Annotated in this window: 24 protein-coding genes and 1 pseudogene; 21 read left to right on the forward strand and 4 right to left on the reverse strand. The window is 36.1% G+C overall.

All coding sequences use genetic code 11. The features are described from left to right. Position 1 precedes the first annotated feature (1 nt). The 8 genes from pgmB to BLT48_RS03155 all read left to right on the forward strand — a co-directional run bounded on the left by pgmB (position 2) and on the right by BLT48_RS03155 (position 5,307). Complete coding sequence (gene pgmB / locus BLT48_RS03125; protein WP_089975155.1) at positions 2–673, forward strand: beta-phosphoglucomutase; 672 nt, start codon at positions 2–4, stop codon at positions 671–673. Continuing rightward, positions 660–1,667: an aldose epimerase family protein gene (locus tag BLT48_RS03130; protein WP_035022980.1), complete on the forward strand. Its 1,008-nt coding sequence runs from the start codon at positions 660–662 to the stop codon at positions 1,665–1,667. The genes pgmB and BLT48_RS03130 overlap by 14 nt, the downstream gene beginning before the upstream one ends. 37 nt (positions 1,668–1,704) lie before the next feature. Further along, positions 1,705–2,730 (forward strand): LacI family DNA-binding transcriptional regulator, encoded by a 1,026-nt coding sequence (locus BLT48_RS03135; protein WP_089975158.1) that lies wholly within the window; start codon positions 1,705–1,707, stop codon positions 2,728–2,730. Between the two features lie 130 nt (positions 2,731–2,860). Beyond that, positions 2,861–3,259 (forward strand): hypothetical protein, encoded by a 399-nt coding sequence (locus BLT48_RS03140; protein WP_089975162.1) that lies wholly within the window; start codon positions 2,861–2,863, stop codon positions 3,257–3,259. A gap of 126 nt (positions 3,260–3,385) precedes the next feature. Next, positions 3,386–3,541 (forward strand): hypothetical protein, encoded by a 156-nt coding sequence (locus tag BLT48_RS13795; RefSeq protein WP_176944054.1) that lies wholly within the window; start codon positions 3,386–3,388, stop codon positions 3,539–3,541. 181 nt (positions 3,542–3,722) lie between these two features. Continuing rightward, positions 3,723–3,947, forward strand: coding sequence for a hypothetical protein (locus tag BLT48_RS03145; RefSeq protein WP_089975165.1), 225 nt, complete (start codon positions 3,723–3,725; stop codon positions 3,945–3,947). A 180-nt stretch (positions 3,948–4,127) separates the two neighbouring features. After that, a complete protein-coding gene (locus tag BLT48_RS03150) occupies positions 4,128–4,484 on the forward strand; it encodes an MmcQ/YjbR family DNA-binding protein (RefSeq protein WP_089975169.1) in 357 nt (118 codons plus the stop codon). A gap of 214 nt (positions 4,485–4,698) precedes the next feature. Continuing rightward, on the forward strand, positions 4,699–5,307 hold the full coding sequence (locus BLT48_RS03155) for a CadD family cadmium resistance transporter (RefSeq protein WP_089975172.1): 609 nt from the start codon (positions 4,699–4,701) through the stop codon (positions 5,305–5,307). A gap of 86 nt (positions 5,308–5,393) precedes the next feature. Here the strand turns inward: BLT48_RS03155 and BLT48_RS03160 are convergent, their stop codons facing one another. Then, positions 5,394–5,714: an ArsR/SmtB family transcription factor gene (locus BLT48_RS03160; RefSeq protein ID WP_089975175.1), complete on the reverse strand. Its 321-nt coding sequence runs from the start codon at positions 5,712–5,714 to the stop codon at positions 5,394–5,396. 254 nt (positions 5,715–5,968) lie between these two features. Between BLT48_RS03160 and BLT48_RS03165 the strand changes: the two genes are divergently transcribed. From BLT48_RS03165 to BLT48_RS03185, 6 genes and pseudogenes are all read left to right on the forward strand, one after another. Beyond that, positions 5,969–7,882, forward strand: a complete 1,914-nt coding sequence (locus tag BLT48_RS03165) for a heavy metal translocating P-type ATPase (RefSeq protein WP_089975179.1) — start codon at positions 5,969–5,971, stop codon at positions 7,880–7,882. 467 nt (positions 7,883–8,349) lie between these two features. Beyond that, positions 8,350–8,484 carry a hypothetical protein gene (locus BLT48_RS14295; protein ID WP_267462128.1) on the forward strand — a complete coding sequence of 45 codons (135 nt, stop codon included), beginning with the start codon at positions 8,350–8,352 and terminating at the stop codon, positions 8,482–8,484. An 82-nt stretch (positions 8,485–8,566) separates the two neighbouring features. Then, positions 8,567–9,109, forward strand: coding sequence for a cysteine hydrolase family protein (locus BLT48_RS03170; RefSeq protein ID WP_035022995.1), 543 nt, complete (start codon positions 8,567–8,569; stop codon positions 9,107–9,109). A 129-nt stretch (positions 9,110–9,238) separates the two neighbouring features. Further along, positions 9,239–9,632: pseudogene (locus BLT48_RS03175) on the forward strand (site-specific integrase); the annotation flags it as partial. Between the two features lie 57 nt (positions 9,633–9,689). After that, positions 9,690–10,292: an NUDIX hydrolase gene (locus BLT48_RS03180; protein ID WP_089978632.1), complete on the forward strand. Its 603-nt coding sequence runs from the start codon at positions 9,690–9,692 to the stop codon at positions 10,290–10,292. A 260-nt stretch (positions 10,293–10,552) separates the two neighbouring features. Next, a complete protein-coding gene (locus tag BLT48_RS03185; protein ID WP_089975182.1) occupies positions 10,553–10,753 on the forward strand; it encodes a hypothetical protein in 201 nt (66 codons plus the stop codon). A 122-nt stretch (positions 10,754–10,875) separates the two neighbouring features. On the opposite strand, the gene BLT48_RS03190 is transcribed toward BLT48_RS03185, so the two are convergent. From BLT48_RS03190 to BLT48_RS03200, 3 genes are read right to left on the reverse strand one after another with little or no spacing between them, the layout of a single operon-like run. After that, the gene (locus tag BLT48_RS03190; protein ID WP_089975185.1) at positions 10,876–12,087 is read right to left on the reverse strand and encodes a putative glycoside hydrolase; all 1,212 of its coding nucleotides are present in this window, start codon (positions 12,085–12,087) and stop codon (positions 10,876–10,878) included. A gap of 5 nt (positions 12,088–12,092) precedes the next feature. Further along, a complete protein-coding gene (locus BLT48_RS03195; RefSeq protein WP_035023002.1) occupies positions 12,093–12,947 on the reverse strand; it encodes a polysaccharide deacetylase family protein in 855 nt (284 codons plus the stop codon). 25 nt (positions 12,948–12,972) lie between these two features. Then, positions 12,973–13,614 (reverse strand): YkyA family protein, encoded by a 642-nt coding sequence (locus tag BLT48_RS03200; protein WP_035023004.1) that lies wholly within the window; start codon positions 13,612–13,614, stop codon positions 12,973–12,975. A 248-nt stretch (positions 13,615–13,862) separates the two neighbouring features. On the opposite strand from BLT48_RS03200, the gene lspA reads away from it, so the two are divergent. From lspA to carB, 7 genes are all read left to right on the forward strand, one after another. After that, positions 13,863–14,324 (forward strand): signal peptidase II, encoded by a 462-nt coding sequence (gene lspA, locus BLT48_RS03205; protein ID WP_035023006.1) that lies wholly within the window; start codon positions 13,863–13,865, stop codon positions 14,322–14,324. A 46-nt stretch (positions 14,325–14,370) separates the two neighbouring features. Next, positions 14,371–15,276: an RluA family pseudouridine synthase gene (locus BLT48_RS03210; protein ID WP_089975188.1), complete on the forward strand. Its 906-nt coding sequence runs from the start codon at positions 14,371–14,373 to the stop codon at positions 15,274–15,276. 235 nt (positions 15,277–15,511) lie between these two features. Then, positions 15,512–16,057 carry a bifunctional pyr operon transcriptional regulator/uracil phosphoribosyltransferase PyrR gene (gene pyrR / locus BLT48_RS03215; RefSeq protein ID WP_089975193.1) on the forward strand — a complete coding sequence of 182 codons (546 nt, stop codon included), beginning with the start codon at positions 15,512–15,514 and terminating at the stop codon, positions 16,055–16,057. A gap of 209 nt (positions 16,058–16,266) precedes the next feature. Further along, positions 16,267–17,211 carry an aspartate carbamoyltransferase catalytic subunit gene (locus BLT48_RS03220; RefSeq protein WP_089975196.1) on the forward strand — a complete coding sequence of 315 codons (945 nt, stop codon included), beginning with the start codon at positions 16,267–16,269 and terminating at the stop codon, positions 17,209–17,211. Between the two features lie 22 nt (positions 17,212–17,233). After that, positions 17,234–18,526 carry a dihydroorotase gene (pyrC, locus tag BLT48_RS03225; protein WP_035023013.1) on the forward strand — a complete coding sequence of 431 codons (1,293 nt, stop codon included), beginning with the start codon at positions 17,234–17,236 and terminating at the stop codon, positions 18,524–18,526. Continuing rightward, on the forward strand, positions 18,523–19,611 hold the full coding sequence (locus BLT48_RS03230; protein ID WP_035023016.1) for a carbamoyl phosphate synthase small subunit: 1,089 nt from the start codon (positions 18,523–18,525) through the stop codon (positions 19,609–19,611). Before pyrC ends, BLT48_RS03230 begins: the two co-directional genes overlap by 4 nt. Continuing rightward, positions 19,604–22,783 carry a carbamoyl-phosphate synthase large subunit gene (gene carB / locus BLT48_RS03235; protein WP_089975200.1) on the forward strand — a complete coding sequence of 1,060 codons (3,180 nt, stop codon included), beginning with the start codon at positions 19,604–19,606 and terminating at the stop codon, positions 22,781–22,783. Before BLT48_RS03230 ends, carB begins: the two co-directional genes overlap by 8 nt. Position 22,784 lies beyond the last annotated feature (1 nt).

Raw genomic sequence — 22,784 nt, forward strand, 5'->3', positions numbered from 1 at the left:
TATGAAAGCAGTACTATTTGATTTAGATGGCGTCATCACAGATACAGCTGTTTACCATTATGAAGCATGGAAAGCATTAGGAACTAAGATTGGCATCGATATCGACGAAGAGTTCAATGAACAACTAAAAGGTGTTAGTCGTACGGACTCGCTGAATCTGATTTTAGAAAAAGGGAACAAACAAAACGCCTATACAGAAGCAGAAAAAACAGCGATGGCTACTGAAAAAAATGATCTATACAAAACATTGATTGAAAAAATGTCTCCAGCAGATTTGTTGCCAGGGATCAAAAACTTGCTAGATGAACTAAAAGCAAAGGATATCTTGATTGGGTTAGCTTCTGCTAGCCAAAACGGACCTGTAATCTTAGATAAATTACAAATTACTAATTACTTTAATGAAATTGTTGATCCCGCCAAATTAAAAGCGGGCAAACCAGATCCCGAAATTTTTGTGACTGGTGCTCAACAACTTGGTGTTAATGTTAGCGAATGTGTAGGCGTAGAAGATGCGGCTGCTGGCGTGGACTCTATCAATGCAGCAAATATGGTTTCTATTGGTGTTGGCGAAGCTAAGAATCTAGGCAAAGCTACAAAAGTTGTACCAAGTACTGCAGATTTGACAGCAGGATTATTAGAAGATGTATGGAGTGAAACGATTGGACGCGCGTAAACAACATTACGGTTGGTATGAAGAACAAGAAGTTTTTGAATACGTCCTTACCAATGATCGCCAAGCTGTTTTTCGTTGTATCGATTATGGAGCAGTAGTAACAGGGATTGAAGTACCTGATCAGTTTGGGAAAATAGAAAATGTCGTGCTCGGCTTTAAACAGTTTGAAGATTATGTAAATGATTCGCCTTATTTTGGTGCTGTTGTCGGAAGAGTAGCAGGGCGTATTGCTGACGGTGCATGGTCTGATTATCAACTAACTAAAAACGAAGGACAGCACCATATTCATGGGGGAAATCATACTTTCAGTCAACGTGTTTGGGAAAGTCGAGTGGTGAAAGAACAAGATAAAATCGGTGTTGCTTTTTCGCTTGTCAGTCCAGATGGAGACAATGGATACCCGGGAAACCTTCATGTGACAGTAACTTACTTCTGGACCAATGAGAACGTTTGGGAGATGTTGGTTACTGCGGAAACAGATCAAGTAACCATATTTAATCCAACCAATCATACGTATTTTAATTTGAGTGGGCATACAAAAAGAGACATATTGAACCACACTCTTCAAATGAATGCACGAAATTATGCGGAAATAAATGAGTCTAAATTGCCGACCGGGCGCTTACTGCCGGTTGCGAATACAGCTTTTGATTTTAGAAAGCCTAAAAAAATGAAAACAGCGATCAAAGAACGACCTAAAGGATTTGATACTCCTTTCAAATTATCTGGGGATAAAACGATTCAACTTCATGATCCAGATAGTGGTCGTACGTTAGTAATGGAAACAGATCGAGAAGCGGTAGTCGTTTTTTCGACAACAGGCATGGAAGAAGATTACTTAGTAGACGATGAAAAAATGAGCAGTCATCGAGGAATAGCATTGGAAACACAAGAGCTACCTGATGCAGTAAATCATTCTGAGTTCTGCTCCATTGTCATCGAACCTGAAAAGACCTATCGCTATTGGACAAAGTACCTATTTACAACTCAATAAGTATAGCTTAAGATGAAGATAGAAAGGATGTGCGCAGATGTCAGTCACAATCAAAGATGTAGCCAAAAAAGCTGGAGTAGCCACTTCAACTGTATCGCGTACCATTCAAGATTCTTCTAGTATAAGTGAGAAAACAAAACAAAATGTTCGACGTGTGATGAAAGAAATCGGATACCGTCCAAATTTGACGGCACGCGGGTTGGTTAAACAGACTACTCAAACAATTGGAGTCATTTTACCAGTATCTCAAGGGCAAGGTTTTCAAAACACCTTTTTCCTCAGTATGATTCGAGGAATTAGTAAAGCATGCAATGAAAAGAAATATATGGTGTCGCTTGCTTCTGGAACAACAGAGGCAGAGTTGCTGGAAAGTATCCAAACAATGGCTGAAGGTGGTCGTGTCGATGGTTTTATCGTCTTGTATTCCAAAAAAGACGACCCAATCATTGAATACCTGCATCAAGAAAAAGTACCTTATGCTATGATTGGAAAACCGTATAAATACGAAAATGAAATGCTCTACGTAGACAATGACAATGTCGTTGCTGGAAAAGATGCTGCAAATTATTTATTACAATTGGGACACAAAAAAATTGCATTCATTGGAGAAGATGCCAAACAAATGGTCATCCGAGAGCGGTTAAAAGGCTATACACAAGCTTTAGAAGATGCCGGAATCCAAATAGATGAAGAGTTGATTCTGGATGTCACACTCCCTGAAGCAGCTTATCAAAGAAAAATAAAGCAGCTTTTTGGGAACGGCGATTTTCCAACGGGTATCGTAGCCAGCGATGATTTGATTGCTTTGAATATGAGTTATTTACTTAGTGGATTCGGTTTGAAAATACCAACAGATGTTTCAATCATCGGATTCAATAATTCGATTTTTGCTGAAAAGTTCCGTCCTGAATTAACCTCGATTGATCTGCATACAGATTCATTGACTTCTCAGACCGTTTATCAATTGATCGAGTTGATGGTAGGAAAACAAACGCTAGCAGTCAAAATCATTTTGCCACATCAAATCATTGAACGACAATCCTGTATAAGAAACGACAACTAAAAAAATCTCCTAGACTCTATTTCAACAAAGGAGTGTGGGAGATTTTTTGTGCTTAATATAGGTAAGGAACCAAAGTTAAAGTGCTATAATATATGAAATAACTAACCAATTGCATTGAGAGGCGGACAAAATGAAAAAGAATAAAACAATATTTTTTACAAAAATTCTTTATGGTTTATTTCTATCGGCAACTACAATAGCTGTTTTTATTGTTTATAAAAATATAGACAACGCTATTTCTTTTAATTTTTTAATGGGGTATTTCTTTTTTTCTTTCTTCATGCTGATATATGTTTCTTTCATAACCATTGTAAATATAAAGAATTTTAAATGGGTTTATATAAGAAAAAGAATAGTTAAGTTTATTACCATTTTTATTTTATTCAGTACTTTGAACTACTTTTTTGGTTACATAATAAGACCTTCTAAAATAGATTTATTTAAAATTTTTACTAATAGTTTCGGTATCTCTTTTGGTATAGTTTTTTCTGAAATTATTTTTTTCAAGGGCAAAAACAAACTAAAGTAGGTAGTGAATTTTATGATAATGTTCACTAGTAACAAAGGCATAATGATGGTTTTATGATTTTTTTATAGACACATGGAATTATAATCCTGTCTAATTTTAAAGATATACACGGTTGGAGATCGAAGGTTGAAGGCGAATTTAAATCAAAACCTTAAGCAAGAAATGGTAACGATACTTATGGATTTATTGGAACATGTAGATTTTCCAGATGAGATAAAAAAAATTGAAATAAATGGTTTTAGTTCTTCAGATACAAAAATGATTTACTTTAAAAACGAGTAATAGTTATATGTCTTATAAATTCAGAATTGGACTCATTTACAATTTCTATATTAAACTATATCGATTTGTGAAATTCGATATGGAAAAATAAAATAAATTAGGCAACTAGATTATATACATCGTAAGTGGATTTACAAAGTGATACAATTAAATGAAATAATAACAGATGGAGGAATTTAAAATGAAGAAAAAATCAGTTTTAGTTTTAGGAGTCATGGGAATTCTTACATTATCGATGATAGGCTTTAAGAATGTATCAGCGAAAGAGCCCATTAATGTTAGTAATAGAGATGAAGTTACAGTTATAACTGCAGAAGAACAAAATAAAGTAGAAAATTCAACGAAATTATCAGGATTTATTCAACAAGAAAATGGATCAGGTTTCTTTTTTTCGAAAGTGAAGTAACCTGATACTAGTTCTCCCGATGATGATTATTGCTGCATTTTTAGAAACATATGTAGCAGACTTGTTGCTCAGCTTATTCGCGTAGAAGTTGAGTGGATTTTCTATGTTGAAATTTATTAAAAACGATGCGCGTTTGATAATATGTTATACATTATATCATTAAATTTGTGGGAGGTAATAATGGTTACTCGTTCAGATATACTAGGATACGCAGAAGAAAACTATAAAACTATTTCAGAGCATTTGTGGACTAGATATCCAAATTATGAAGTGTTGAGACATAAGCATAATAAAAAATGGTACGCTATTATCATGTCTGTGCCTAAAAATAAAGTTGGTTTAGAAGGTGATGAAGTTATTGACATATTAGACATAAAGTGTGAACCTGAGTTGGTTGTGCCCTTGTCATCACGAGAAGGATTTTCCCGTGCATACCATATGAATAAAGAACACTGGTTGACCATTATTTTAAATGGAACCGTTTCGGATAAAGAAATATATAGTTTGATTGATACAAGTTATGAAATGACAAAATAACCACCCAACTTCGTTAAAAACGATTTAAGATGTTTATACGATTTCTTTATCTCTTTTTCCAATAATAACTAACAACTTGAATTACTTCAATTATACATTTTTTTAAATGTATGCTTTTGTAAAGTCTTATATATTGACGTCAACAACAGTAGGTCAGTATATCTGAAGTTATCAGAATATTTGTGTATGAGCTCTTAGTTTGGAGGAAGTTATTTTGTCACAAATCATTTTTTCAGCACTCGCTGTTTATATTTCTACCAGCATTGATTATTTAGTTATCTTGCTAATTCTTTTTTCTCAAATTCATACAAAAAAGGGAATCTGTCAGGTTTATTTGGGTCAATACCTTGGAACTGGTCTCTTAGTAGCTGTAAGTTTATTTGCTGCATATGTGCTGAATTTCATTCCGCAAGATGGGATTATTGGGCTTCTTGGTCTAATTCCGATTGTTTTAGGAATCAGAGTGGCATTGATTGGTGAAGAGGACGAAGAAGAAGTCGTTGAAAAGCTTGAATCTAGAGGAATGAACCGCTTATTTTGGATAGTAGCCTTATTAACAATTGCTTCTGGTGGCGATAATTTAGGTATTTATATTCCATACTTTACCTTTTTAGCTGTTTCAGAAATTAGTATTGCTTTAATTTTATTCACGCTTTCTGTTGCTATTCTTTGCTCTATCAGTTACAAATTAGCCAAAATTTCCTTTGTTTCCGAAACGTTAGAAAAATATGAACGAATCATTGTTCCTATTGTATTTATTGGTTTAGGAATTTACATATTGATTGAAAATGGTACGATTCAAATGCTTTTAAATTTTATATAAACTACTACGGTAGTGAAGGTAAAAAAAGACAGCGAGTTAAAATCTCGCTGTCTTTTTTGAACTATTTAACGAAGAGTCTTTTGTTTTTATTTTTCTTGCTCTTGTTCTTCGATATGAGTTAAAACTTGTTCAAGAATACTAAAAATATGAAGATCATCAAGGCCATAAATCATATTTTTGCCAGCTCTTTTTGATTTTACTAATCTTGAAGACTTTAAAGTTTTTAACTGGTGAGAAATTGCTGATTGTTCCATACCTAAAGACTGCGCAATAGCTCCAACACTAAGTTCTTCTTTCTGTAAAAGAAATAAAATGGAAAGTCGTGTAGGGTCACTAATCATTTTAAATATCTTACTGACCTCTTGGATAGATTCATTTGTTAATGGAGAAGTCGATGATGGTTTCATAAAATTTTCTCTCCTTCATATGCGTGTTCGTTCATATTTAGATTATCACAAGAACTTTATAAAGCAAGTTTTTTTATATAAGAAGAGCTGCTGTATAGTCAGATGGCTTAACCAGGTAAATAAGGTAACATTTTTTTGACAATTCAGATAGAGTGGCATATAATGAACATATAAACATATGAATACTCATTCAAGTGTAATTCGTAAACGTTACGATTCCAAAAATAATAGTTTGATTAAGAAGGGTGATAGAAATGAAAGAGATTCAGTCAGAACACTTACACGAAAATCATAGTCACAATCATGATCATGGAAATAGGCCAATTACTTTGTACTTTATTGGTTTAGCATTGTCGCTTGTTGCGTTAGTTTTAACCGGAGAAAATAGCTTGTTCCAAAATAGTTTGTTTTCCCTGGCTTCAATTAGTGCTGGTTATCATGTTATTGTTATTGAAGGACTTGGAGAAACGATTGAGAATTCTCGTGTTCAACAAAAATTTACCCCTAATTCTCATATTTTAATGGGAGTAGCTGCAATAGGTGCTTCTCTGATAGGGAATTTTTGGGAAGGAACATTATTAATTCTTATATTTTCTGGAGCACACTTTCTTGAAGATTATGCTGAAGGAAGAAGTAAAAGAGAAATTACTAAGTTGCTAGAAATGAATCCAACAACGGCTCGTCTAATCATGCTAGATGGCAACACAAAAATTGTTGGTGTTAGTGAGTTGAAAATAGGAGATAAACTTCAAGTTTTAAATGGTGACCAAGTACCAATTGACGGAGTGATAGTATCTGGCTCTACGTCAATCGACGAGTCTTCTATCAATGGTGAGAGTATGCCTAAAGAGAAGTCAAAGGGAGACGGAGTTTTTGGAAGTACAATTAATGGAACTGGTACTTTTACTATGGAAGTTACAAAAGAAAATAATGATACTGTCTTTTCAAAGATTTTAAAACTAGTAAATCAAAATCAAGAGAATCAAACAAAAGCGTCTAGTATTATCCAAAAGTTTGAGCCTAAGTATGTTAAATTTGTTTTAATTGCAATCCCAATCGTCATTTTACTTGCTCCTATGGTTTTTAATTTGACGTGGTCACAAAGTATTTATAGAGGATTAGTCCTTTTAGTAGCAGCTTCTCCATGTGCTTTAGCAGCAGCTACCGTATCGGTAACGTTATCAGCCACTTCTAATTTAGCGAAAAAAGGCGTACTTTCAAAAGGAAGTGCCTATTTGTCACAATTAGCTGATATTCAAACCATTGCTTTTGATAAAACTGGGACATTAACGAAAGGGAAACCAGAAGTAACAAATTACTATTTTTCTGATTCTGTAAACGAAGAAAATATGATTGATATCGTTGTGGCTCTTGAAAAAGAATCGAATCATCCCTTAGCAACTGCTATTTTAGACAAATTTGAATCCCAAAATAAATTAATTATTGAAGTGGAAAATCAGATTGGAAAAGGGATAATAGGTGATTATAATGGAAAAACCTATCGTATAGGCAGACCAACTTCATTTGAAGCTGTGTCGGATGACTATACACGTTTGAATAAAGAATGGGCTTCAGAAGGTAATACAGTTGTGTACGTATCAGAAAATGAAAAAGTAATTGGTCTGATCGCATTAATGGATATTCCAAGTGAACATGCAAAGACAACAATAGAGTACTTTAAAAAGTGTGGTATCCATACCACTTTAATTACTGGGGACTCTGAAATGACAGGACGAGCTGTTGGTAAACAATTAGGAATAGACCAAATAATTGCTAATGTCATGCCAGAAGATAAATCTAACATTATTAATGATCAAAAGGAACTCTATGGTACAACCGCTATGGTGGGAGATGGTGTAAATGACGCGCCTGCTCTTGTAAAAGCAGATGTCGGAATTGCTATGGGAGATGGTACGGATGTTGCAGTAGATGTATCTGATTTAGTGTTAATGAAAAATGACTTATCAAAATTGGTAAAAGCTCACGAAATCTCTTTAAACATGAATCGAGTTATTTGGCAAAATATTATTTTCTCAATGATAGTCGCAGCTTTTCTAATTGTCGTAAGCTTAGTAGGATTAACGGATATAGCCATTAGTGTGATTGTTCATGAAGGAAGTACCTTGGTTGTCATACTAAATGGACTACGAATGTTAAAGACTAGCTAAGCGATAACTGTATCACTCTAATTAATTTGTAACTTACTAAATAAGGATTCTATCGCTTAAAGGCAGTAGAATCCTTATTTTATTAATATTCTTTACTCATCAGTGTACCTGAGACGACAAGTACATTTTCAATAATCGTTTACAAATTTATTTGGCTCTTCGGCGCTTACGCTTTGTTTAAGGCTTCAGACGATTCCATGGCTCTCCACAAATAAACCTGTCTATTCCAGAAGAAATGTTGTTTTCTTCTATTAAAAATTTGCTCACTTTTTTACTTTAAAAACAGACATTATGCTCAAACCAAATAAATAACCTAATGCAAAAAATGCCATATCAGTCTTAGTTATATACATCATTATCAACGTTTTTTTATTATGTAATCGTTCTCTGTATCATTTCAACACAATTATTGTTAAAGTAAACACATAAGGATAACATAGAATAAATGTGTACCAGGAGGAGATAAAATGTTGATACTACTTTTAGCTATCATTGGCTTATGTATTTTTGGATGGAGTTGGTCAAAAATGGGCGGTATAGCCGAATACTGGGTTAATCAAGGCGTGAAAGATGATAATGACACTGAAGACGACAAAAAATAAGTATCAAAATATCACTAGTGGTGAAATATGATTTATTATTTAAAAAAAGTTAGTTTTAATGAATTTGGGGAGTTGATTTAAAATGGTAAGAGAAGCTTTATTAATTGTTGATATGAGTAATGATTTTGTAGCTGATAATGGAACATTAACGGTTGGTAATCCAGCACAAGAAATAGTCCCTTATATTACTGCTTTGGCAACAAGATTTCTAGCAGAGAGAAACCTAGTTATCGTATCAATGGATGCACACCAAAAGAATGACTCACATTTTGAATTATGGCCACCACACAATATTGTGGAAACAGAAGGGCAACAATTGTATGGAGCTTTATATGATTGGTTTCAAGACAACAAGAACCATAAAAACTTGGTTTATAAATCTAAAACGAACTATAATGCATTTTTTCAAACGGATCTAGCTGAGACGTTAAAAAAATCAGAAATAAAAAAAGTTCATACTGTTGGCGTAACCACGGATATTTGTGTCTTTTTAACCGTTTCAGGAGCTGATGCAGAAGGTTTCAAAACAGCTATCCATAAACAAGGTATAGCAACGTTTACTGATCTTGGAGAAACGATGACTAATCATATGAAACGTTGTTTTCATACTGAAATCATAGAATAAAAACGAAACTAGTAAGGATGGTGAAAAAACATAATTGCCTCATTACCGAGAATCAATGAATTAGCAAAAAAAACAACGTGAAGAGGGTTTAACGATTGCTGAAAAAGAAGAGCAGCAATTACTTCGTGCAGAATGAGTGATAACCCTCAGTCATTAGGAACTCAACAAGAAAATGATGTTGCCTCAAAAAATCCCCGAATTGTCGAAAAAAATTGGAAAGATTGGAAAGACATGAATTTTGTATTTGAGTAGTTTTCAGGACTTGATCCAGGAATATATGAAAGACGTAAAGCTAAAGGATGATTTGCTTTCCAGTACCAATGGCGGTCATTTAGAAGCCAATACGGTCTATCAGATATTTCAAAAGGGTGCTAAGCTGTTAAGAAGAGATGATATCGGTAAGCATACGCTGCGTAAGATATTTGGCTATCGGCTCTATTACAAAAAAAATAAAGACGTGGCTACACTGATGGGAATATTTAGTTACAGCAGAGAGAAAATAACAAAACGTTGTATTGGTTGATTTAAAAGCTCTCTTTCGTTAGCATTAGGAACACTATGAAAGGACTGAAATAACGTGATAGATAGTTACTTAGAGCACTATAGAAGATTACTTTCAATAGCTGAAGCAGGGCTGTTTTATGGGGAAGATTTATTTGATAAAGAACGATATGAAGAATTACAAGAATTATCATTGAAGTTAATAAGCAATTTGAGCAATGAACCGATTAAAAAATTGAAAAATATTGTTGACTCTAATGAAGGATATCCTACTCCTAAAATAGATGTTAGAGGTTATATTAAAAAGAATGATAAAATATTACTTGTAGAAGATGCTAAGACAAAAAAGTGGGCTATGCCGGGTGGTTATGCCGAAGTAGGGTTATCTCCTAAAGAAAATGTTATAAAAGAAGTATTGGAAGAAACTGGTTTAATTGTTGAATCATGTGAGTTGATAGCGGTATTCGATACCAATTTGAGAAAAGATATTCCTCAAATGTTTCAGTATTATAAATTAGTTTTTAATTGTATTGTCAATGATGACGGATTATTCAAAGAAAATATAGAAACATCTGATATGGATTTTTTTACGTTAGATAACTTACCTTCGTTATCTTTAGATAGAACAACTAAAGAACAATTAATTAAATTGTCTACTAGTACAAAAGTATATTTTGATTAGTTATTCGTGTTCTTACTTTGAATTAAAAGATTTTCTAAACTAGCTATTAGAAGCTGTTTAAAGACGAGGGAAGAAAAGACCGAGGATTTTGGGGTTATCAGACTGGGGTCCTCTTTTTTCGTTTGAGGTTGCTTATTTTAATCTATGATTGAGTTCCATAAACTATTTATCTGCCACAATGGTAAGAATAGAAACAAACGTTGAAAAGTAATTGTAACTAAAATATAAACGGAGTATCTAAATAAGTTAGAGGTGAATTTATGTTTAAGAAATCTAAAGTGTTTACAGAAAAGCACCCGTATGCTTATGTCAGTTTAATAATGGTGATTACTAGTTTTATTGGTATTTCAATAGAGTATATAGTAAATCAAGACTTTATCGGTGGAGCATTATACACTGCTATAGCACTTACTATAATTGAACTTTTAAGAGTCAAAAAAAGAAATAAAACAAAACACTAATTTTTAATTATCATTTAAATTAATGTTACCGTAACTATAATCAATAAACAAAGAACCCCCTCTACAATAAGAGGAGGTTCTTTGTTTACCTATTCAAGAAAGATAGAAATCTGTCATTCATTTTATTCCATATTGTAATTAACGCCTTCAGTATAGGTGTTAGATGCATCCCATAGTAAAAATTCATTTACGCCAGCATCATGTAAAGCTCTAATTTGGTCTTCGACTTGTGGGGCACCATAGTTTTGGTAGTTTCCCGCGCCTAAGTATGAAGCTGTGAAATCTTGTATCCAAGGTCTAGATTGAGGAGGCGTATCTAAGCCTGCTAACAAGTTGTTTTCTACTTTCATGTATTCAGCCACTAATTTATAAGGTTCTAAATCAGGTTTGCTGATACCAAAGTAAGAATTCCAGTGACTTGGATAGATCATAGATGAAATGACATCAACATTTTCTGATATTTTAGCAAAGTTTTGCCCAATACCAGGAGCTTCGGGAACTGTAGCTGCATAACCAAAAATATCTACAGATACTTCAACGCCATACGGTTTTAACTCTTCGCGAGCGTATTCAACAAAATCAGTTACTGCTTCAACGCGTTGTTGAACATCGTCTAATTCACTTGTTTCATAATCTCCGCGTGTATAGGTCAATGAATCACTTTCATTTTCAAAACCTTCTGGGAAACGAACATAGTCGAATTGAATTTCCTTGAAACCCATTTTTGCAGCTTGCTTGGCCACTTCAACGTTATAGTCCCAAACGTCTTTAGAAAAAGGATTAACAAAAGCATCGCCATTGCCATTTTTCCAAACACTGCCATCCGCTTTTTTGAAAGAAAGTTCTGGTCTAGCTTCAGCTAATAAAGTGTCTTTAAAGACAACAACACGAGCGATAGGGTAAACTTTATTTTCTTCCAATTGTTTCATCATTGCTGCTGGATCAGTCACAAACTCTTCAGTACTTTTTTGGACAATCTCATTTTCAGATTGAAGATCCATTGTCATTTTTCCAACATCGTCTTTGACATCGATGACCATAGCATTTAGTCCATTGGTATTAACAAATTGAATCAAATCTTTCATTTTATCTGTTCCACCAGCTGAATAAGCTGTTACGTAAATTCCCTTTACGCCGTTCTCAGGATACTCAATAGTGATGCCACTATTGTAAGTGAACTGTGAAGGGAACTCAGCGGGTGTACTAAGGATAGGTTCTGGGTTGATTTCTAATAAACTTGATTCAGAATTTTCTTCGGCTGATGCTGCAAGAGGAGCGAAACCAATACTCGCCGTTGCTAGTAACCCAAGCCAAAATGATGCACTTTTTTTCATACTTTTTATTCCTCTCTTTCAGGTGATTCAATAAGATTAGGGTCAACTAGGGTATACCCTTTTTCGATTAAGCCTTCAGCAATAGAAATAACCGCTTCATTCGTCCATGAACGATCATGCATCAATAGGTTAGCTCCATTGTTTAGGTACTCCGTGTTTAACATAATATCGGATAAAGCTTCACTTGTTTGGTAATCTGCTTCCCAATCGTATCCATACGTCCAATTCATTGAAACCATATCTTCTTGGGCTATAACAGCATCAGATGTTTCCGTTGTTACACCATGAGGGGCACGAAAGAAACGTGGTTTTTCACCAGTTACTTCATAAATCAATTGATTGGTCTGTAAAATTTCTTCCCGTTGTTCTTCTGAACTGATGGTACTTAAGTTTGGGTGTGTTTGGGTATGATTTCCAATTTCAAATCCCATATCATAAATTTGTTTCAGTTTAGCTTTACCTTCATCTGATTCTATGTACATACCGTTAACAAAGAAGATGGCAGGTGCATTGATTGCTTTCAATTGCTCAGCTATTTCTACGGCATGTTGATCAGGAGAATCGTCAAAAGTCAAAAGAGCTACTTTAGAATCAGTGGCCTCATCGTTCGGTTCTACGACTGAGGTAGTTGGGTTGATATGATACCGAAATGCTTCTTGCTTATCAGAAGACTCTACTGAACTTTGAACTTCACTACTTTCTTCACTTGTAAAAGATTCTTCTGTACTACTCGATTGAGACTCGCTTGTGTTAGAAGCAAGCGAAGAAGTGCTTGAATTGTCAGCTGACGGATCAGAAGTTTGACAGCCGCTTAAAATAAGAGCACTCATAAGAGATACTCCTAAAAGAATTGTTTTCATTTTTATAGACTCCTTTATTATGTGCTTATTTAGATGATTCGTTTAATTCGTTAAGAGACGCTGTAGATTTAGCTTGAGCATCCTGTACGGCAACAAGTTGTTGATCAAGTTTAGTCAACAATGCTTTTGTTTCAGTATCAGAGTTATTAATAGTTTCTATACCTGCAGTAAGGGTTTCATATGTGGCATCTTCTTTTCCTAAATCTGAAAAATAGGTTTCCTGTTCGTCTAACACTGTTTTATAATGAGCGATGTACTTCTCTAAGTTAGCAGTCAGTTCTTCTATGTTTGTTGATAGAGCCGTTAGTTCTTCTTGCGGCAGTTTATCACTTGTTTCTTCTTCTAAGAGAACTTGTTTTTCTTTCATAGTAGAAATCGTTTCTTTTAGTTCGGAAAGAGAAGTGGAACGGGTCTCAATATTTTCAAAAACAGCAGAAGACTTATCTGCTAAAGTACTTAATGTGTCGTCTTCAGAAAGCGTCGTTTCAAACGTACTCTGTAAACCTTTTTCTTGTTCTGAAATGGCATTTAAGTCATTTACAATCTGTTCATTTTGAGTCTCAACAGATGTGGTGGTTTCCAATGCTTTTGCAACGTCATCGTTGCCGCAAGCTGTCAAAAATAATGAAACAGCAAACAAATTTGTGACTAAATATCTTTTTTTCATTGTACGAAAACTCCTTTTTAATTTAGACTATACTAAAGTAAAGAAAAAACAAACGAAAAAGCACATTTTTTTCATTTCCATTTAATCAATAACCCTAACTAGTATAGCAAACGCTTCCCACTTTCTAAAGCAATATGACCAGTTATTTAATATTAAACAGGAAAAAAGAAAAAACTATCTCTTAGGTATAGAATCATGTAAAATAGATAAGTAAGTGAAAAACAGAATGAAATAAAGAGAGGGCTAATATGTTCATATATTATATCTTGGCAGCCATCATTGTGGCCGTTGATCAGTTTACTAAATTTTTAACCGTGCAAAATATTGACTTATATGAAATTGTAGAAGTTGTTCCAAATGTCTTATCGTGGATGTACATTCAAAATGACGGAGCTGCTTGGAGTATTTTAGAAGGCCAAATGTGGTTCTTTTATATTATAACGATTATTGTGATTGGCGTGGTTGTTTATTATTTGCAAAAATATGGCAAACAAAGTCGGTTATTTTCAATTGCTTTAGCACTTATTTTAGCTGGTTCAATAGGGAATTTTATTGATCGTATTCGATTGGAATATGTTATCGACATGGTTCGATTGGAATTTATTAATTTTCCGATTTTCAATGTAGCCGATATGTCTTTAAGTATCGGAGTATTCTTAATGATTATTTTTGTTTTCATAGACGAAAGAAATGAAAAAAAGAAACACTAAAACATTAGTTAAAGATAAATTAAGGGTTTAAAGAAGGAGATCAATCATGTTACAAGAACACAACTTTATTATCAATGAAGAATCAGGTCGCTTAGATAAGGTCTTAACAGACTTATTGCCGTCTATTACACGTTCACACATCCAACAATGGATCAAAGAGGGAAATGTGTCTGTCAATGGAGAAAAATTGAAAGCCAATTACAAAGTACAACAAGGAGACGAGATTGCTATCATTGAACCAGAACTTGTTTCTTTAGAGGTACTTGCAGAAAATATTCCAATTGAAATCGTTTATCAAGATGAAGATGTTGTAGTCGTAAATAAACCACAAGGAATGGTCGTTCATCCTTCTGCTGGTCATCAAACAGGAACATTAGTAAACGCATTGATGTACCACATCACTGATTTGTCTGGTATCAACGGAACAATACGTCCTGGAATCGTTCATCGTATCGATAAGGATACTTCAGGTTTACTAATGGTTGCTAAAAATGATGCTGCACATGAAAAATTAGCTGCTCAATTAAAAGACAAAACGTCTTTAAGAGAATACATTGCTTTAGTTCATGGTGTGATTCCTCATGAAAAAGGAACAATCGATGCTCCACTTGGCCGTTCAAAACAAGACCGCAAAAAACAAGATATCATTGATGGAGGAAGATCAGCCGTAACACATTTTACTGTTCTTGAACGCTTTAAAGATTTTACATTGGTTTCATTAAAATTAGAAACGGGTAGAACACATCAAATTCGTGTGCACATGAAATATATTGGTTATCCTTTAGCAGGAGATCCAATATACGGACCAAGAAAAACACTAGAAGGCAAGGGTCAATTCTTGCATGCAACGACATTAGGTTTTAAACACCCAACGTCTGGTGAATTCCTTACTTTTGAAGCACCATTACCGAAGTTGTTTGAAGATACATTAAATAACTTAAGAAATATGTAATGTTTTTGTTTGACTTTTTTAAAGACATTCTATATAGTCATAAGTGACAGAAAAATAAACTTATCCTTTAATCCTAGTCCAGTGAGACTAAGAAGGAGCATAGTAAGAAAAGGCAAACGTACCTTCTCTTACACTTACTCAACAGTAATATGCCCTCTTTGACCATTAAAGGTTAGGAGGGCATTTTTTATTGGCCAATCCTATTAAAGCGATATGAAAAATTGGAGGGGAAGACATGTCAATCAAATCTGAAGTAGAAGTAGTCGATCAAGCTGCTGTCAAACGCGCGTTGACTCGAATCACTTATGAAATCATTGAAAGAAACAAAGGAATTGAAGATTTGGTTCTAATTGGAATCAAAACTCGCGGCATTTATCTTGCAAGACGAATTGCTGAACGCATGAAACAGTTGGAAAATGTGGAGATTCCAGTGGGTGAATTAGATATTTCACTTTATAGAGATGATGTCCATGAGGCGAACAGCAGTAATGAACCGATGATAAAAGGATCGAATATTCCAGTTTCAATCGAAGGCAAGCAAGTCATTTTAGTTGATGACGTATTGTTTACTGGCCGGACGATTCGGGCTGCGCTAGATGCGCTGATGGACATTGGTCGCCCGAGTAAAATCTCTGTAGCCGTATTAGTTGACAGAGGGCATAGAGAATTGCCAATTCGTGCCGATTTCGTTGGGAAAAATATTCCAACTTCCTTAGAGGAACAAATTAAAGTTGGTGTTCAAGAACTAGATGGCGAAGATCATGTGCTCATCCAAAAATAAACTAAATAAAACTAAGTGAAACTTTAAATTGGTCCTGTGAGACTAATAAGGTCACTACTATAATCGTACCTTGATTCCATACTGGAAGAACTGCTCAAGCAGAAGGGAGATTATTCTAGAACCTAAAGTTCTCCACAAAACTTTAGGTTCTTTTTTTATACGAATTTCTAACACACTAAACTTAAAAAAATGACAAGGAGGAAAAGACAATGCAAAAAATTGCTGCAACAATTGCTTTAGACCATTTTGTCTCAGTAGAAGATCTAACAAATGAAGAGGTTCTAACGTTGATTAAACGGGCCTCACAATTTAAAAAAGGAACGATCTCTGCTCAAGTGATGGAACCACTCTATGCGGTGAATTTATTCTTTGAGAATAGTACACGCACTCACAAAAGTTTTGAAATGGCTGAAAAAAAATTGGGCATCGAAATCATTGACTTTGAACCTTCTACAAGCAGCATCAAAAAAGGAGAGAGCCTTTACGACACGGTATTAACCATGTCAGCACTTGGAACGGAAATTGCCGTTATTCGTGACAGTAAAGAAGCTTTTTATACGGAACTGATCAATAGCCCATCCATTAAATGTTCCATTATTAACGGCGGAGACGGAACAGGACAACACCCTAGCCAATGTTTATTGGACTTAATGACCATTTACGAAGAATACGGCCATTTTGATGGCTTAAAAGTCGCTATCATTGGAGACTTAAAGCATTCCAGAGTAGCTAAATCAAACATGCATATGCTAAAACGATTGGGTGCTGAGGTTCTTTTCTCTGGTCCGACTGAATGGATGGATGATTCTTTTACAGAGTACGGCCGATATGCGGCATTGGATGACCTTGTTTATGAAGCCGACGTGATTATGCTCTTACGTGTACAACATGAACGTCATGAATCTTATAATGATGCTCTGATCACCAGCTACCTAGATCAATACGGCATTAATGAATTACGTGAAAAAAATATGAAACCTTCCGCAATTTTGATGCATCCTGCACCAGTCAATCGTGATGTAGAGTTACAAAGCTCACTGGTCGAGTGCGAACGATCAAGAATCGTGGCTCAAATGTCGAATGGTGTCTTCGCCAGAATGGCGATTTTAGAAGCCATCATAGCCGGAAGAACAAAAAATAAAACAACTTTATAAATTTACCTCAGGAGATGAAGCCATGACGATCTGGATTAAAAATGCCATTATATTAACTAAAAAAGAAGACTATCAACCCATTGAACTTCTAATCAATGGAGAACAAATCCAAGCTATCGGATCAGATTTAACACCGCTTATCCAAGATACGGATGAAGTCATCGATGCTCGCGGAGCATTAGTCGCTCCCGGCTTGATTGATGTACATGTTCATTTAAGAGAACCAGGATTTTCACATAAAGAAACCATTAAGACTGGAACGATGGCAGCCGCACGTGGCGGATTTACTACAGTTTGTGCTATGCCCAATGTTCAACCAGAACCGGATACAGCTGAGAAAATGCAAACTCTTCAAGCAAAGATTGCTCGAGATGCTGTGGTAAAAGTCAAACAGTATGCACCAATCACAATGGGTCTACGTAGTGAAACATTAACCAATCAAAAAGAGTTATTAGAAGCTGGAGCATTTGCATTTACCAATGATGGAGTGGGTGTGCAGACAGCCGGTACGATGTATCTAGCTATGAAAGAAGCCGCAAAAAATAACACTATCATTGTGGCACATACCGAAGATGATTCCTTACTATTTGGTGGTGTCATGCACGAAGGCACACGCAATCAAACATTAGGAATGCCAGGAATCTTAAATGTTGCTGAAGCGAGTCAAATTGCACGTGATGTATTGCTTAGTGAAGCAACCGGTGCTCATTACCACATCTGTCATGTCTCAACAAAAGAAAGCGTAAGAGTCATTCGTGATGCAAAACGTGCGGGTATTCATGTAACGGCTGAAGTTTCACCCCACCATTTATTATTGACAGAAGATGACATTCCAAATGACACTAGTATCTATAAAATGAATCCTCCATTAAGAGGGAAAGAAGACCGCCAAGCATTGCTCGACGGTTTGTTGGATGGCACGATCGATATAATCGCAACCGATCATGCTCCACATAGCAAAGAAGAAAAAGCTGGTGGAATGATGGATTCTCCGTTTGGAATAGTAGGAAGTGAAACAGCCTTTTCTTTACTCTACACACACCTGGTAGAAAAAGGAATCGTATCACTTACTCAACTCATTGAATGGATGGCCTATAAACCAGCAAGACTTTTTAACTTAGATGGAGGAACGATTGCAGTTGGTCAAAAAGCCGACTTAGCCTTTTTCGATCTCTCAACGCCTAAAGAGATAGTAGCTAAAGACTTTCATTCTTTGGCTACGAACACACCTTTTATAGGATGGCGTGTTAAAGGAACGACCACAATGACATTCGTTGATGGAAAATTAGTTTACCAGGAGGGTTCCGTACAATGAATCGATTATTGCTGCTAGAAGACGGAAGTATTTTCAAAGGAAGAGGATTTGGGGCTGCAAGTGACGCAACTGGAGAAGTCGTTTTTTCAACCGGAATGACCGGTTACCAAGAATCGATCACGGATCAGTCATATAATGGCCAAATGTTGGTCTTCACTTATCCATTGATTGGAAACGCAGGAATTAATCGTGATGATTATGAATCCATTGATCCCACTACAAAAGCAGTCATCGTTAAAGAATTTGCCCGCGTTCCTTCAAACTGGAGAAGCCAAATGAGTTTAGATGAATTTTTAAAAAATAAAAAAATTCCTGGTTTAGCTGGTGTAGATACAAGGAAGCTGACACGAATCATCCGAGAACACGGCACTATGCGCGGCATGATTATTGATGCAGAAGATGATCTTGGACATGCTTTTGATCAATTAAAAGCCACTGTGCTGCCCGTTAATCAAGTTGCTCAAGTCTCGACCACTCATTCTTATGTCAGCCCTGGAAAGGGGAAAAACGTCGTTGTCATCGATTTTGGACTGAAGCACAGTATATTGAACGAATTAAACCAACGGGATTGTCACGTAACGGTTTTACCATACAACACGAGTGCTGAAACTATAATAAGTTTACAACCAGATGGAGTCATGTTGACTAATGGACCAGGAGATCCTACATCATTGCCGCATGTATTGACCATGATTCAGGAAATTCAAAAAAAATTCCCGGTTTTCGGGATTTGTTTAGGTCACCAATTGATTGCTTTAGCAAATGGAGCCAGTACATTTAAAATGAAGTTTGGCCACCGTGGATTTAATCATCCGGTGAAAGAGATTGCAACAGGAAGAATTGATTTCACGTCACAAAATCATGGCTATGCTGTTGATGCAGCATCGATTGATAAAGAAAAACTACTTGTGACACATATCGAATTGAATGACGGAACAGTAGAAGGCGTCAAGCACCGCTATCATCCAGTCTTCAGTGTCCAATATCATCCAGATGCAGCACCTGGGCCACATGATGCAGCTCACTTATTTGATCAATTTATGGAATTAATGGATGCTTGGAAGGAGACAAAAAAGAATGCCTAAACGAATAGACTTAACTAAAATCATGGTTATTGGTTCCGGACCGATCGTTATTGGTCAAGCAGCTGAATTTGATTACGCAGGTACTCAAGCGTGTCTAGCATTAAAAGAAGAAGGTTACGAAGTTATATTGGTCAACTCAAATCCAGCAACCATTATGACGGATAAAGAAATTGCTGACAAAGTGTATATCGAACCCATCACATTAGAATTTGTTTCACAAATCCTGCGTAAGGAACGACCAGATGCCATTGTTCCAACATTAGGTGGTCAAACAGGACTGAATATGGCTATGGAGTTATCCAATTCTGGCATACTAGAAGAGTTGGGCATCGAATTGCTGGGAACAAAATTAAGTGCTATCGATCAAGCCGAAGACAGAGATTTGTTTCGGACATTGATGAAAGAATTGAATGAACCCGTTCCTGAAAGTGAGATTGTTCATACCGTTGCAGAAGCACTGACTTTCGCTGAACAAATCGGCTTCCCCTTAATCGTTCGTCCGGCATTTACAATGGGCGGAACAGGTGGAGGAATTTGTGATAACGAGGAAGAATTGAAAGAAATCGTTAAGAATGGCTTGAAATTATCGCCAGTAAACCAATGTCTAGTTGAGATTAGTATTGCGGGATACAAAGAAATCGAGTACGAAGTGATGCGAGATAAAAATGACAATGCAATCGTTGTCTGCAACATGGAAAACTTTGACCCTGTTGGGATTCATACAGGAGACTCCATCGTATTTGCTCCGACACAGACCTTAACCGATAAAGAGCACCAAATGTTGCGTGACTCCTCATTAAAAATCATTCGTGCTTTAGGTATTGAAGGAGGGTGCAATGTTCAACTAGCACTTGATCCAGATAGTTTTAACTACTACATCATTGAAGTAAATCCACGTGTCAGTCGTTCATCAGCTTTAGCGAGTAAAGCAACAGGCTACCCAATTGCTAAGCTGGCCGCAAAAATCGCTGTTGGTTTAACTCTGGATGAAATGAAAAACCCAGTGACCGGAACAACATATGCTGAATTCGAGCCAGCTTTAGATTACGTTGTCGCAAAAATTCCGCGTTGGCCATTTGATAAGTTCGAACAAGGTGACAGAAGATTAGGCACTCAAATGAAAGCTACAGGAGAGGTCATGGCAATTGGCCGGACAATTGAAGAAGCTTTATTAAAGGCGGTTCGTTCACTCGAAATAGGAGTCTCTCATATCTTGTTGGAAGAAGCTTCGTTAGCAACGGACGAAGTATTGATTGAAAAAACCATCAAAGCTGATGATGATCGCTTATTCTATTTAGCAGAAGGCATACGACGTGGGTACACAATTGAAGACTTGGCCAATTTAACTAAAATTGATTTGTTTTTCTTAGATAAAATGCTTCATATTGTGGAGTTGGAAAATGAACTAAAAGAAAATAAATACACTATTGATACTCTGTCTACAGCAAAAGAGTACGGTTTCTCAGATAAGGCTATCGCACAGTTATGGAATACAGATGAGCGTGAGGTAATGGAGTTGCGCTACGAAAACGACATCGTCCCTGTTTATAAAACAGTCGATACTTGTGCTGCAGAGTTCGATTCCAATACGCCTTATTTTTATAGTACTTATGAAGAAGAAAATGAAAGTATTGTTTCAGATAAAAAATCTGTTTTAGTACTAGGGTCAGGCCCCATTCGAATCGGGCAAGGAGTTGAATTTGATTATGCTACGGTCCATTCTGTTAAAGCCATTCAACAAGCAGGATATGAAGCGATTATCATGAACAGCAATCCAGAAACCGTTTCAACGGACTTCTCCATTTCAGACAAACTCTATTTTGAACCTTTGACACTAGAAGATGTTATGCATGTCATTCGTTTAGAGCAGCCGATAGGAGTTATTGTTCAATTCGGAGGCCAAACAGCTATTAATCTGGCAGAACCTCTAACGAAAATGGGGATTACATTGTTAGGAACGAGTGTAGAAGATTTAGATCGTGCAGAAAACAGAAATCTATTTGAACAAGCAATGAATGAACTACAAGTACCTCAGCCTCTGGGGGATACGGCTACAACCGAAAGTGAAGCAGTAGTCATTGCGGATCGGATTGGATATCCCGTTTTAGTTCGTCCAAGTTACGTTTTAGGCGGTCGAGGTATGCAAATTGTAGGTACTCAGCCAGATTTAGAAAATTATATGCGAAATGCGGTAAAAGCTTCTCCAGAACACCCAGTACTAATCGATCGCTACTTAGTAGGAAAAGAAGTTGAAGTAGATGCTATCTGTGATGGCGAATCTGTTCTTATCCCTGGAATCATGGAACACATCGAACGTTCAGGTGTCCACTCGGGAGATTCGATGGCGGTGTACCCTCCACAGTCCTTATCAAAAGAAATACAAGATACGATTGTGGATTACACCACTCGTTTGGCACTCGGTTTGAATTGTATTGGCATGATGAATGTTCAATTTGTCCTTCATGATACCACTGTTTACGTTATAGAAGTTAACCCTCGGGCAAGTCGGACTGTGCCATTTTTAAGTAAGGTCACAGGGATTCCAATGGCTCAAGTCGCAACTAAAGCTATTTTAGGTCAATCTCTTAAGGAACAAGGCTACACTAATGGGTTATATAAAGAGTCGGCTTTGATTCACGTGAAAGCTCCAGTGTTCTCGTTTACGAAACTGCAAAAAGTAGATGCCTTATTAGGGCCAGAGATGAAATCTACAGGAGAAGTCATGGGAAGTGATACAACGATGGAAAAGGCACTTTATAAGGCCTTTGAAGGAAGCTACATGCATCTGCATGATCACGGAACGGTATTATTTACGATTTCCGATGAAGACAAAGAAGAGTCTTTAATTTTAGCTAAGCGATTTTATGACATTGGCTATACGATTGTGACAACAGAAGGAACAGGACAGTTTTTTTCCGAACACCATCTGCCGGTTCAAATCGTGGCTAAGCTACAGCAAGATTCAGAAGAAACAGTGTTGGACCTCATTCAAGGTAACGTTATTCAAGTAGTGATCAATACGATGACTACCGGAATTGGAGTGGTCAACGATGGGGAAATCATTCGGAAAACAGCCATTGAACAAGGCATTCCCTTGCTGACGTCACTCGATACTGTATCGGCCATTCTTAATGTGCTTGAATCGCGTAATTTTATGACTAGTCCACTATAAA

Source organism: Carnobacterium viridans (genome assembly GCF_900102725.1).
GTDB classification, from domain to species: domain Bacteria; phylum Bacillota; class Bacilli; order Lactobacillales; family Carnobacteriaceae; genus Carnobacterium_B; species Carnobacterium_B viridans.

Excerpts from the sequence above, each read along its gene's own strand:
- BLT48_RS03200 (WP_035023004.1), bottom strand. The coding sequence starts at position 13,614 with ATGAAAAAAAGATATTTAGTCACAAATTTGTTTGCTGTTTCATTATTT.
- BLT48_RS14295 (WP_267462128.1), top strand. The coding sequence starts at position 8,350 with ATGTTGATACTACTTTTAGCTATCATTGGCTTATGTATTTTTGGATGG.
- BLT48_RS03165 (WP_089975179.1), top strand. The coding sequence starts at position 5,969 with ATGAAAGAGATTCAGTCAGAACACTTACACGAAAATCATAGTCACAAT.
- lspA (WP_035023006.1), top strand. The coding sequence starts at position 13,863 with ATGTTCATATATTATATCTTGGCAGCCATCATTGTGGCCGTTGATCAG.
- BLT48_RS03135 (WP_089975158.1), top strand. The coding sequence starts at position 1,705 with ATGTCAGTCACAATCAAAGATGTAGCCAAAAAAGCTGGAGTAGCCACT.
- BLT48_RS03145 (WP_089975165.1), top strand. The coding sequence starts at position 3,723 with ATGAAGAAAAAATCAGTTTTAGTTTTAGGAGTCATGGGAATTCTTACA.
- pyrC (WP_035023013.1), top strand. The coding sequence starts at position 17,234 with ATGACGATCTGGATTAAAAATGCCATTATATTAACTAAAAAAGAAGAC.
- BLT48_RS03185 (WP_089975182.1), top strand. The coding sequence starts at position 10,553 with ATGTTTAAGAAATCTAAAGTGTTTACAGAAAAGCACCCGTATGCTTAT.
- carB (WP_089975200.1), top strand. The coding sequence starts at position 19,604 with ATGCCTAAACGAATAGACTTAACTAAAATCATGGTTATTGGTTCCGGA.
- BLT48_RS03140 (WP_089975162.1), top strand. The coding sequence starts at position 2,861 with ATGAAAAAGAATAAAACAATATTTTTTACAAAAATTCTTTATGGTTTA.
- BLT48_RS03150 (WP_089975169.1), top strand. The coding sequence starts at position 4,128 with ATGGTTACTCGTTCAGATATACTAGGATACGCAGAAGAAAACTATAAA.
- BLT48_RS03160 (WP_089975175.1), bottom strand. The coding sequence starts at position 5,714 with ATGAAACCATCATCGACTTCTCCATTAACAAATGAATCTATCCAAGAG.
- BLT48_RS03220 (WP_089975196.1), top strand. The coding sequence starts at position 16,267 with ATGCAAAAAATTGCTGCAACAATTGCTTTAGACCATTTTGTCTCAGTA.
- BLT48_RS03210 (WP_089975188.1), top strand. The coding sequence starts at position 14,371 with ATGTTACAAGAACACAACTTTATTATCAATGAAGAATCAGGTCGCTTA.
- pgmB (WP_089975155.1), top strand. The coding sequence starts at position 2 with ATGAAAGCAGTACTATTTGATTTAGATGGCGTCATCACAGATACAGCT.
- BLT48_RS03195 (WP_035023002.1), bottom strand. The coding sequence starts at position 12,947 with ATGAAAACAATTCTTTTAGGAGTATCTCTTATGAGTGCTCTTATTTTA.
- BLT48_RS03170 (WP_035022995.1), top strand. The coding sequence starts at position 8,567 with ATGGTAAGAGAAGCTTTATTAATTGTTGATATGAGTAATGATTTTGTA.
- BLT48_RS03190 (WP_089975185.1), bottom strand. The coding sequence starts at position 12,087 with ATGAAAAAAAGTGCATCATTTTGGCTTGGGTTACTAGCAACGGCGAGT.
- pyrR (WP_089975193.1), top strand. The coding sequence starts at position 15,512 with ATGTCAATCAAATCTGAAGTAGAAGTAGTCGATCAAGCTGCTGTCAAA.
- BLT48_RS03230 (WP_035023016.1), top strand. The coding sequence starts at position 18,523 with ATGAATCGATTATTGCTGCTAGAAGACGGAAGTATTTTCAAAGGAAGA.